General features: G+C 58.5%; 6 protein-coding genes. 4 read left to right on the plus strand and 2 right to left on the minus strand.

Annotated elements, in window-relative coordinates:
- Nucleotides 1-4: 4 nt before the first annotated feature.
- Nucleotides 5-943 carry a CpsD/CapB family tyrosine-protein kinase gene (locus EOK75_RS10485; RefSeq protein WP_137193903.1) on the minus strand — a complete coding sequence of 313 codons (939 nt, stop codon included), beginning with the start codon at nucleotides 941-943 and terminating at the stop codon, nucleotides 5-7.
- Nucleotides 944-1225: 282 nt separating this feature from the next.
- Between EOK75_RS10485 and EOK75_RS10490 the strand changes: the two genes are divergently transcribed.
- Nucleotides 1226-2203, plus strand: a complete 978-nt coding sequence (locus EOK75_RS10490) for a glycosyltransferase family 2 protein (protein ID WP_137193904.1) — start codon at nucleotides 1226-1228, stop codon at nucleotides 2201-2203.
- Here EOK75_RS10490 and EOK75_RS10495 read toward each other — a convergent pair whose 3' ends face one another.
- Nucleotides 2204-2950 carry a WecB/TagA/CpsF family glycosyltransferase gene (locus EOK75_RS10495; protein WP_137193905.1) on the minus strand — a complete coding sequence of 249 codons (747 nt, stop codon included), beginning with the start codon at nucleotides 2948-2950 and terminating at the stop codon, nucleotides 2204-2206.
- A gap of 303 nt (nucleotides 2951-3253) precedes the next feature.
- Between EOK75_RS10495 and EOK75_RS10500 the strand changes: the two genes are divergently transcribed.
- The 3 genes from EOK75_RS10500 (at nucleotide 3254) to EOK75_RS10510 (ending at nucleotide 12283) form a co-directional block, all read left to right on the plus strand.
- Nucleotides 3254-4666: a hypothetical protein gene (locus tag EOK75_RS10500; RefSeq protein ID WP_137193906.1), complete on the plus strand. Its 1413-nt coding sequence runs from the start codon at nucleotides 3254-3256 to the stop codon at nucleotides 4664-4666.
- 333 nt (nucleotides 4667-4999) lie between these two features.
- On the plus strand, nucleotides 5000-11317 hold the full coding sequence (locus EOK75_RS10505; protein ID WP_137194370.1) for a type I polyketide synthase: 6318 nt from the start codon (nucleotides 5000-5002) through the stop codon (nucleotides 11315-11317).
- A gap of 3 nt (nucleotides 11318-11320) precedes the next feature.
- Nucleotides 11321-12283 carry a glycosyltransferase gene (locus EOK75_RS10510; RefSeq protein WP_137193907.1) on the plus strand — a complete coding sequence of 321 codons (963 nt, stop codon included), beginning with the start codon at nucleotides 11321-11323 and terminating at the stop codon, nucleotides 12281-12283.
- Nucleotides 12284-12297: the final 14 nt, after the last annotated feature.

Here is a 12297-nt window from a genome sequence, read left to right on the forward strand (position 1 = left end):
TGAGTTACCTGCGTCCAAAACGGGGGCGGCGAAGACTAAGGTCTTGGGCGCGGTTCATCATCACGCCAATCAAAGGACATTGCGCCGCCAGCAAACGCTCGCATGTGCGGACCTCGGACGCTGTGGTTTTAGTGCCGTCAATGATCAGCAATGCGGCATCGACATGCGGCAAAAGTGCCAGAAAATCATCCGAGCCAAGCACCGGCGGGGCATCAATGACGACCATATCCGGGTCCAGTTGGCGGACCATTGTCGAAAGCACTGCCGCTGTTGCGGGCTCATGCAGCACTTCGGCGGCATCCTGCATTGCGGTTCCGTTCAGGCCAAGCGCCAAGGTCCGGCCGAAACGGTGGAAGTGGCTTTCCAGCGGCTGCTCCCCGTTCAAATAGCCGCGGATCGTGGCGACGTCGGGCAGGCCCAGCAATGCGCCCAAACCGGGTTGGCGCAGCGCCAGATCTAGCAGGGCAGTCCGGCTGGAAGGGCAGCGTGCAAGGCTGAGCGCAAGGTTCGTGGCGACGAAGCTTTTGCCACATCCATGGGTCGGAGAGGTGATGGCCAGCCGCCGCCAGCCGTTCTGTTGCATCGCATGCAGAACACGCGTGCGTAGTATATCAAAAGAGGTTGCAACCGATGATTGTTGCGCGTTTATAAACAGACCTTTTTCAAGCAGTTTTGCTGCATCCAAAGGAGTCGGGCTAAGCGATTCCCAAACGCGGTCAGGGGTAGGTTCAGGGTGCAAAAACCTGTCCCATTCCCCGCCGTTGGAGATGGAGTTTGACGGTGCCGCAAACTGCGGGGCAGCATGGCGAAAAACCGAAACCCCGACGCTGCGCGGACGTTTTGTTTCTTTTGCAAGCTTGCGGAAGCTCTCGTCATCATGTGACGATGACCCTAGATCTGTCGGGCGCAAGGATGATGACAACACTATATCGCGGTTGGTCATATAAAATCAGGCTCCTGCTGCCCGAAGTATCGGATCTTCGATACGGGCGGTGTTAGATTGGCGCCCCCGCAAAAGCAGCAGGCAAGCTTCCGGCTTCTGCTGCCGTTTTTGCGCCGTTGCCGGCACGCTGTTGGCAGAATTTTCCGGGCCCCCGCCCAGCCCTATCTATCTAGCAGACAAATATTAAAAATGGAAGTGTATCAGCATGGTTTGATCGGTGCAGGAAGGCGTGGTCAAGGCCGGTTTCAGGGCTTATGATCGCGCTGAAATCTGTACGAAGGAATGTGCCCAGTGGCGATAGTAGATCCGAAGCTTGCGGCCCCGTCGCGCGTTGATGCCGTGGTGATTGGCCGCAATGAAGGGGAGCGGTTGCGGGCCTGTATCGCGTCGCTTTTGCCACAGGTCGGGCAGGTGATTTATGTCGATTCCGGCTCGGTCGATGGCAGTGCCGCGATGGCCGAGGGGATGGGCGCCACGGTGGTGCAGCTTGATATGGGCCTGCCCTTTACCGCCGCACGGGCGCGCAATGCAGGGCTTGCGCTTGTGGGTGGCGATTATGTGCAATTTGTTGATGGCGATTGTGAGGTGCAGCCTGATTGGGTGGCCACAGCATTGGCCTTTATGCAGGCCAATCCGCAGGCGGCAGTGGTCTGTGGTCGCAGGCGGGAACGCTTTCCCGAGGCGTCTGTTTACAACGGGCTGTGCGATACGGAATGGGACACGCCGATCGGTCAGGCGCTGGCCTGTGGCGGCGATGCCTTGATGCGGGTGGCGGATTTGCGGGGTGTTGACGGCTACCGCGAAACCTTGATCGCCGGAGAGGAGCCGGAGCTGTGTTTGCGCCTTGGCCGGACCGGCGTGCAGATCTGGCGGATTGATGCCGAGATGACCTTGCATGACGCCGCGATGACGCGACTGGGGCAATGGTGGCAACGCAGCCGCCGCGCGGGTCATGCCTTTGCGGAAGGTGCGGCCCTGCATGGCGCCGCCCCCGAACGTCATTGGGTGGCAGAGACCCGGCGCGCGTTGTTTTGGGGGCTGGCTGTGCCCCTTTTGGCGCTTATTCTTGGGGCTGTGCATCCTTTGGGCTTTGCGCTGCTGCTGCTTTGGCCGCTGCAAATGTTGCGTTTGGCCCCGCGTATGGGGGCCGTGCCTGCGTTCTTTTCAGTGCTTGGCAAGTTGCCAGAGGCGCAGGGCGTTTTGGGATATTGGTGGGGCCGTTCGCGGCAGAAACGCGCGCGGTTGATCGAGTACAAGTAGTTAGCGCTGTTTGATGGCCTCAATGCACTGGCCTGGCAAAATCGCCGCACAAGCGGCATAGCGTGGGACCAGTCGCTTTGGATTTTGCATCATCCGCCATGCCCATTCCAGCGCCATCTTTCGGACCCATTGCGGTGCGCGGACCTGATCACCGGCCAGAAAATCCACGCCTGCGCCAATGCAGGCAAAGCCCGCTTGGGGGGCCAGATCGCGCCCCAAGGCCGACAGGATTTCCTGTTTGGGCGCGCCCAAAGCCACAAGACAAAGGCAGGGCCCAACTTGACGGACCTCTTCCAGGATCGCGCGGGCCGCTTCTCCGGTAGGGTCAAAGCCGTGAATCGGTGCGATGCAGCGCGCAAATTTCACGTTCGGTACAAGTTTGGTCAAATGGCGCGCAGCACCGGTCAACGCGGCATCGGTGCTGCCAAGCAATACCACGGGCCGATTCGTGCGGGCTGCTGTTTCCACCAAGGGTATGACCAGATCGGCACCCGGCACCAAGCATACAGGTTTGTGCGCAAGATGGGACAGCCAGACAAGCGGATTCCCGTCGGTCACGACGATATCTTGTTTGGCATAGGCCTTAAGGAATTCGGGGTTGCTGCGCAGTTTTGTGAGGTGGTCAAGATTGATCGTGGCCAAGGCAAACCCGCGCCCGTCAATTAACCGAGTTTCCACCTCTTCTATCGTGGCGGCGGCATCTTTATGCGTCACCACGATTTTTGTCGTATTGAAAGCAAACTGCATTTTGTCCTCGAAAACCATTTTAAGCGGCGAAAAGTTAATGCAATTAGCGCCGAGTTACACCTTTACGCAACACTTTGTTTCTTTTATGGCATAAATTGGTTCATCGCGACCACTTATTATTCTAAACATCGACTTTCCAACGACTTTTAATGAGAGTTTCTTCCCTATTGCCACCGAAAACTATAACGATTTACCACATATTATACAGTCAGACCCAGTGTACGATAGTTCGGGCGTTTTAGCTGTGTTAATCTGATTTGCCAATGCGTTTGCAGAAGGTCAACAAGGAAATACTATTAGACGATGCCCAACGGTCTTGCTTATTTAATGCTAATGCTTTGGCCGGTTCTTGCGACCGTCCTGTTTTTGCGCCTGCCGCGTGAGAAAGCGCTGATATGGTCCATTTTGGCAGCTTATATGTTGTTGCCACCACTGGCGAATTTCAATCTGCCGGCGGTACCGGATATGGACAAGTTTACTATTTCTAATCTCTGCGCGCTTGCATTAACCCTTTGGGTGCTGCGTGAAAAGGTTGATTTCCTACCGTCCAGCTTGGTCGGACGGCTGCTCATTATCTTTTATATCATTAGCCCGATTGCGACATCGCTGACCAATCCGGACTCGATCCCGATCGAGGCGGGCGATGTGCCGGCTTTGCGGCTATACGACTCCGCCTCAACCATCAGTTATCAGTTCATTGCGCTGATCCCGTTTTTTCTGGCACGCACCCTGTTGCGCACGGCCGAGGCGATGCGGACAGTGGTTCTGGCCTTGGTGTTTGCGGGGCTGATCTATTCGGTGCCGATGCTGATAGAGGCCCGCTTGTCGCCGCAGATCAACGTGTGGGTCTACGGGTTCTTCCAGCATGACTTTTCGCAAAGTATGCGCGGCGGCGGCTTTCGTCCGATGGTTTTCATGCCGCATGGTCTTTGGGTGGCGTTTTTCGCGCTTATGGCCACGATCTCTGCCCTGCTTGTCCTGCGCACGGGCACGGCTGAGGATCGGCCCAAACAGTTGATGACCTTCCTTTATCTGTTCCTTGTTCTGGTGATGTGCCGCAGTGCCGGGCCTCTGGTCTTTGCGCTGGGCCTCATTCCGGTGATTTTGATATTGGGACGCCGGTGGCAAGTTATGCTGGCCGGTTTTCTTGGGTTGATCGTTATCACCTATCCGCTGTTGCGCGGCGCACAGCTGATACCGCTGGATGCGATTCTGGACTACGCCTACTCGATCAGCCCCGACCGCCATCAATCCCTGAATTTCCGTGTGGTGAATGAAGAACGGCTTCTGGCCCGTGCAATGGAGAAGCCCATTTTTGGCTGGGGGGGCTATGGTCGTAACCTGATCCTTGACCCCATCACCGGGCTTATCCAGACAATCCCGGACGGTCAGTGGATCATCGTGCTGGGGACCTATGGTTGGCTTGGCTACATCGCGGAGTTTGGTTTGCTTGTCATGCCGCTGGTCTTTTTGGGGCGCGAGGGGCTTTTGCTCCGCTCTGCTGCGTTCTCGCCTTTTGCTTGTGGGATCGCGTTGATCTATGCGGCCAATCTGGTGGATTTGCTGCCCAATGCCACGCTTATTCCCTTCACATGGCTGATGGCCGGGGCGTTGTTGGGCTATGCCGAGGATCTGGCCGTCCAGCGCCGGATCGACACGCGTGCGCGGTGGCTGGCAAAGCTGGCCAATGGCGCGGGCCCGCGCACGATGATCTGAATATTACAGTTCCGGACTTACTGATTCGACCTGAAAAACAACTACTGCGAGCATTTGCTTTCGGTCGGTTCCTTGTCGCGGGAATGGGGTCCAGAAAATTTGGGATGACCCGTCGGCAGGGGCGGGCTTGGGGCTTGTAAAGAGGTAGGAACGCGGTATTCCTGCAGCGTTGTCTTCATTGGGTGGATGATCATTTTGCGACATGCCTGCGCCAATTAAAGCATGTTTCTTTGCGATATTTTAACGTGCTGGATCGATTGATGTTCAGGGAGCCACATGTAGTGGCACCGTAATGAGTGACGCTTGAAAGGGCCTGGGAATCTTAACATGGCAATGGCAGTAAATAACGTAGAGCCTGGTGGAAATGACATTGCGATTGTCGGAATGGCAGCACATTTTCCGGGAGCAGAGTCCGTTGCGCAATATTGGTCCAACCTTGCGGCAGGCGTTGAAAGCGTTCGTCACCTGACACAAGAGGAGTTGCTTGCGGCAGGCGAAAGCCCCGCCCGTATGCGCCACCGCAACTATGTTCCTGCCGCCGCCCCGCTGGAAGGTTTCGACCGGTTCGACGCAGAGTTTTTTGGCTTCTCTCCGAAAGAGGCCGCCATCCTTGACCCCCAGCACCGCCAGTTTCTAGAGGTTTCATGGGAGGCGTTGGAACATGCCGGCCACCCGCCAGAAAATTTTCCGGGCAATATCGGTGTTTATGGTGGCTGCGGCATGGGCAGCTATTTTTATTTCAACCTGTGTACGAACCCCGACTTGGTCGAGAATACCGGCATGTTCCTGTTGCGACACACTGGCAACGACAAGGATTTTCTGACCACACGCGTCAGCCATATTTTCGACCTCAAAGGCCCGAGCATCAATATTCAGACCGCGTGTTCCACCTCCCTTGTGGCGGTGCATTACGCGGTTGAATCCCTGTTGGTCGGTGAATGTGATATGGCGCTGGCTGGTGGGGTTACCGTCGTGCTGCCGCAAGGGCAGGGCTATGTCTTTAATGAGGGTGAGATCCTGTCGCCTGACGGGCATTGCCATGCGTTTGATGCCTCTGCTCAGGGCACGGTATTTGGGTCCGGTGCCGGGGTGGTTGTGCTGCGCCGTGCGGTGGATGCTGTGCGTGATGGCGATCATATCTGGGCCATCATTAAGGGTTCTGCTGTCAATAACGACGGCGCGGCAAAGGCCGGCTATCTGGCCCCATCAGTTGACGGGCAGGCACGTGTGATCGCCGATGCCCAAGCCGTTGCGGGTGTGACGGCCGATACCATCGACTATGTTGAATGTCACGGCACCGGCACCTTCCTTGGTGACCCGATTGAGGTTGCCGCCCTGACCGAAGCCTTTGCACAAACCACGGATGAGACCGGATTTTGCCGCATAGGTTCGGTGAAAACCAATATCGGCCATCTGGATACGGCGGCGGGTGTGGCCAGCCTGATCAAGACCAGCCTCGCGCTGCATCACGGTAAAATCCCGCCAAGCCTGAACTTTACCGCACCAAATCCGTCGATTGATTTTGATGCCTCGCCCTTCCGCGTCAACGATAGGCTGACCGATTGGTCACGTCGCAAAGGGCCGCGCCGTGCGGGCGTCAATGCCTTGGGTGTTGGCGGCACCAATGCGCATGTAATCTTGCAAGAGGCCCCGCCCCGCGCCCCGTCAGACCCCAGTGATTGGCCGTTCCAACTGCTTGCGATCTCCGCCAAATCCAAAGCCGCGCTGGACGGGCAGGCCAAGGCCCTCGCCGCCCATCTGCGCGCGCATCCTGAACAACCGCTTGCCGATGTGGCGTGGACCCTGAAACAAGGCCGCCGCGCTTTTGAGCATCGCCGTGTGATCGTCGCCGAGACCCATGATGCCGCCGCCGACCTGCTAGAAAACGCTGATCCCCGCCGGATCTGGAGCCATGCCGCGCTGGATGCACCTGACGTCGTCTTTATGTTCCCCGGTGGCGGCGCGCAATTCGCGGGCATGGCGCGCGATCTTTACCAGACAGAGCCTGAATTTGCCGATTGGATGGACCGTGGCCTTTCGGTTTTGCCGTCGGAAATCGATCACCTCATCCGCACCCTCTGGCTTGCGGAGCCGGGCACAGAGGCGGCGGCAAATGAGGCGCTAAAGCGGCCCTCTATCCAGTTGCCTTTGATTATGATTACCGAATACGCCTTGGCGAAACTCTACCAGTCTTGGGGGGTGGAGCCTGCCGCTTTGGTCGGCCATTCGATGGGCGAAAACACGGCGGCTTGTCTTGCGGGTGTTCTTAGCTTTGAGGATTGCATCGGCTTGGTGCATCTGCGCGGCACCTTGTTCGATACCATTCCCAAGGGCGGTATGCTGTCCATCCCGCTGAATGAGGCAGAGATCCGTCCCCTGATGACCGCCGATCTGGATGTGGCAAGTGTTAACGCCCCGGGGCTGTGCGTGGTGTCCGGCCCTGACGCGTCCCTTGACGCGCTTGCGGGAAGGCTTGCCGACCAAGAGGTGGAATGCCAGCGGGTCGCAATTGATATCGCCGCCCATTCGCGCATGCTGGAGCCGGTTCTGGCGCGATTTGGTGATTATCTGCGGTCGATACCGCTCCATGCGCCACAGCTGCCGATTATCTCCAATACGACCGGGCAGGCGTTGACGGCTGCACAAGCCACAAGCCCCGACTATTGGGTGGCCCATCTGCGTAATACGGTGAATTTTGCCGCCTGTATGGAGACGCTCAAAGCCCCTGACCGCGTCTTTATGGAGATGGGTCCGGGGCGCTCAATGTCGTCACTGGCGCAAGCGAACGGGGTTTCTGCCGCGCAGGTTGTCCCTGCATTGCGCCACCCCGAACAAGTCATGCCGGATGATCAATGGCATCTCGCCACCATCGGGCGGCTTTGGGCCTGTGGGGTGGATGTGGATTGGTCGCAGGTCTGGGGGGATGCGTCGCGCCACCGTGTGCCGCTGCCCACCTACGCCTTTCAGCGCAATCAATATTTCATCGAACCGGGGACAGAGGCCGCCGCCGCCCCGGATCTGCCGATGCGCCTTGATGATGTGGCCGACTGGGGCTGGCAGCCGCATTGGCGTCCCCGTGCTGTGGATACCGATTTTGATGTCGAGGCGGGGTTTGAGGACCAGCCGCCCCAAACGTGGCTGGTGTTTATGGATGCGGGTGGCTTGGCCGAAGCGGCCTTTGCCCCGCTGATTGCGGCCGGTCATAGCGTCATTCCGGTGCGGACAGGGGATGCTTTTGGCCCTGATGGCAAGGGTGGCTACCGCCTTGCGCCGGAACAGGGCCGCGACGGCTATGCGACAATGCTGCGGGATCTGATCTCTGAGGGGCGCACACCAACCCGTATCGCGCATTTCTGGCTGGTCACGGCGCAAGAGACCTTCCGTCCCGGTTCCAGCTTTTTTCACCGCAATGTGGAGCAAGGCTTTTATGCGTTGATGTTCTTGGGGCAGGCATTGGCCGAGGAAAACCTTGCCGAGCCGCCGCATATAACGGTCTTTACCAATGGGGCCGCGCAGGTTCGTGCTGAGGGGCTTGCCTATCCCGAAAAGGCGATGGTTGCAGGGCCTGCAATGATCATCCCGCGCGAGGTGTCAGGCGTTACCTGTTCCACCTGTGATCTGGTGCTGCCCGCGATTCCGCGACGGGGCAAAGCAGATTTTGCGGCACTCTTGCCCCAAGTGCAAGAGGAGCTTTTTGCAGCACCCGCCAATACGGTGGCCGCCCTGCGAGGTGCGAAACGGTTGGAGAAGTCCATCAAACCCGCCGCCTTGCCGGATGCCGGTTTTGATATGCCCATCGGCGCGCCGGTTTTGTTTACGGGCGGTTTGGGCGGTATCAGCCTGACGCTTGCGGAAAAGCTGATCACCGAACACGGTGCAAAGATTGCCCTGATTTCCCGCCACGCGCTGCCCGATGTTGACCAATGGCCGGTCTATCTGGCCAAGCTCGGCCCAACTGACCCCACCGCGCAGCGCATCATGGCCATACAGCGGCTTCAGGCGCTGGGTGATGTTGCGGTTTTTGCGGCTGATGTGACCAATACGCAGGAAATGCGAACTGCGGTAGGACGGATCACAGAAAGATTTGGCCCCATTCATACGGTCATCCATGCGGCGGGCGTGATTGATGACGGCCCGCTTTTGGGCAAGTCGCCTGCGGGGGTTGAAGGTGTATTCGCGCCAAAACTGCATGGAACCAAAGTGTTGGAAGATATATTCCCTGACGGGTCCATCGCGCGGCTTGTGCTGTTCTCCTCGACCTCTACCGTTACCGGGCCTTTGGGGCAGGTGGATTATGTGGCCGCCAATGAATATCTCAACGCTTATGCGCAGGCGCGCAAAGGCGGCAAGACCCAAGTGACCGCGCTGAATTGGGGCATATGGGCAGATGTCGGCATGGCGGCCAATGCGCTTGCCGGTCCTGCCTCGGCACCACAAGAACCGATAGAGGCGCAAATGCTGGATGCGGCGGGCTTTGACGCGGTCGGCCATCGCCAGTTTACCGCCCATCTGGGGCTGGATCGCTGGATTTTGGATGGCCACCGCACTAAAGACGGCCATGCGTTGGTGCCCGGCACCGGCTATTTGGAGATGGCGGCAGAGGCGATGGCCTACCAAGGCCAGCCGAGGTTTGAGGTGCGCGATCTCTATTTCTTCCGCCCGCTCGACGTGCCGGATATTCGCGCGACATTGGCCCAGACCGATGAAGGGTATGAGTTTGCGCTGCGTTCTGCCGTGGACTCTGGCGGGCGCAAAGGCTGGCAGTTGAATGCGCAGGCACGATTGTTACCACTGGCGCAGAACGCACCCGTCATTGACCCAGCCGCCATCATCGAGCGCTGCGGAGAATTGCAGACAGGCCCGCTGCGTTCACCGCAAGAGGCACATCTGATCTTTGGGGCGCGTTGGCATGTGCTGGATGCGCAGGTTTACGGACGTGGCGAAGGCCTTGCCTGCCTTAGCTTACCGCCTGAATACATGGCGGAGGCAGGGCCGTGGCATCTGCATCCGGCGCTGATGGATCTGGCGACCGGCTGGGCGATGGGGCTGATTGGCGGCTACCGGCCTGATCACCTTTGGGTTCCGGTGTCTTATCGTAAGGTCAGGGTTTACGACCGCTTACCTGCACAGATTGTGTCATGGGTGCGTGCTGGGGCGGCGAACCACGTCAATGATCCGACTGCGGTATTCGATGTTACGCTGGCGGATCCGTTGGGCAATGTGATCGTTGAAATCGAAGGCTTCACCATCCGCCGCATGGACGGGGGGCTGTCCTTTGCCGCGCCCGATCCGCGCGATCTGACATTTGACGACGCGCCCAAACGGCAACGCTCTGCGGCAGAGGAACGGTTTGCGCATAACCTGTCGCAGGGTATCCCGTCGCAGCTTGGCGCCGAGGCGTTCGGTCGCGCCCTGTCGCTGAATGTGCCGCAAGTTATCGTTTCCTCGATGGAGTTGCCCAAGCTGGTCGCACAGGCGCAGCAGGTGGAGCCAAGTACCCCCAAGGGCCAAAGCTTTGCGCGGCCGGATTTGAACAGCGATTACGTGGCCCCCCGAAACGATGTGGAACGTACCCTCACCGGCTTTTGGCAGGACTTGCTTGGCGTTGATCAGGTCGGGGTGGAGGATGACTTTTTCGCCCTTGGTGGCCATTCCCTGATTGCGGTGCGCCTTTTCGCGATGGTGCGCAAAGCCTACCGCGTGGACTTCCCGATTTCCGTGTTGTTTGAGGCCCCTACAATCGCCGCCTGCGCCGCCTTGATTGAGGAGCGTATCGGCCCGCAGGATAGCCCCGAGCAGGCAGAGGAACCCAAGCGTCGCTTTACCCATGTGGTCACGATGCATGAAGGGAATGGCGGGTCAAAGGCGCCGCTGTTCCTTGTGGCGGGCATGTTCGGCAACGTGTTGAACCTGCGCCATCTTGCGCAGCTGATCGGCGCTGAACGTCCGTTCTACGGTCTTCAGGCGCGCGGCCTTTATGGCGATGCGCCGCCCCATAACACGATCCAAGAGGCAGCGGCGGATTGCATCGCCGAGCTGCGTCAAGTTCAACCGCATGGGCCGTACTTTCTGGGCGGCTTCTCGGGCGGTGGTTTGACCGCTTGGGATATGGCGCGGCAGCTTGAGGCGCAGGGGGAAAAGGTCGCCCTCCTAGTCTTGCTCGACACACCTTTGCCGTTGCGGCCCAGCCTGTCCAGCATCGACAAGGCCTATATCAAACTGGCGGAGCTACGAAAGCATGGCCCCGACTATGTGATCGATTGGGCGCGCTCTCGTTGGGAATGGGAGCGGAGCAAGCATAACGCCCCTGACGCCGATGCCGAAGGGACCTTTCATAATGTTGCGATTGAGGCTGCTTTCCGTACCGCCCTGCCGCAATTCCCTTTGCTGCTGCGCAAGGGGCGTACCGTGCTGTTCCGTCCGCCGCTTGACCGGCATTGGGCGGTTAGCAACGGCCAATGGGTCAGCCGTGCCAAAGAGTACGTCTATCCCGATAACGACCTCACCCGCTTTGCGCCCGCATTGGAAGTTATCGAGGTGCCGGGCGACCATGACAGCATGGTGCTGGAACCGAATGTCCGCGTGATGGCCGCTGCCTTGCGCAAGGTGATTGCAAATTCAGAGACCGCAGATGAATCTGCGTCGGAGTAACGAATGAAAACTCTTTTAACGGTCATCCTTAATTGGCGCACTGCCGATATGACGCTGAGCGCGGCAGAAGTCGCATTGCGCGAGATGAAAGGCATTCCCGGTGCTTTAACGATCGTGGATAATGACAGCGGGGACGGCTCTTACGAAAAGCTGTCTGCGGCTGTGGCCGAGCGTGGTTGGGACAAGGGTGAGATCCCTGTGCGGGTGATCCAGTCGGGTCACAACGGCGGTTTTGGGGCGGGGAATAATGTGGGGATCCGTGCGGGCTTGCCCGGTGGTGACCGCCCCGATTATGTCTATATCCTCAACTCTGACGCTTTTCCGTCCGTCGGGGCGATCCGGGCGCTTTACAACCATTTGGAAGACAACCCGAAGACCGGTTTTACCGGCAGCTATGTGCATGGTGAAGATGGCACTCCGCATCGCGCCGCCTTTCGTTTCCCGTCCATCGCGGGGGAGTTTGAGAGCTCTGTCCGTTTTGGTCCGGTATCCCGCCTTTTGCACCGCTATATTGTGGCGCAGCCGATCCCCGAGACGACAACGCGCGTTGATTGGCTTGTTGGCGCCAGCTTGATGATGCGCCAGTCTGTGCTGGATGAGGTCGGCCTGTTTGACGAAACCTTTTTCCTTTATTTTGAGGAAACGGAACTGTCCCACCGTGCTGCCGCCGCCGGATACCCTTCTGATTTCGTGCGCACGAGTACCGTCATGCATATCGGGTCGGTCTCGACCGGAATGAAAACCTGGGCAAGGATGCCAAGCTACTGGTTTGACAGCCGTCTTTACTATTTCACCAAAGTGCATGGGCGCGGTTATGCTGCCCTTGCCACATTATCGCTCGTTTTCGGGTCTATCCTATGGCGGTTGCGACTGTTGTTTCAGCGCAAGGAGAGGGCAGATCCACCCCATTTTCTTCGGGATTTGATAGCCCATACGGCGCGATCCATTTTTAGGCATCGCGCGTAATATTATGTGTGCCC

Origin of the sequence: Pseudorhodobacter turbinis, from assembly GCF_005234135.1 — a bacterium.
Lineage (GTDB): Bacteria > Pseudomonadota > Alphaproteobacteria > Rhodobacterales > Rhodobacteraceae > Pseudorhodobacter > Pseudorhodobacter turbinis.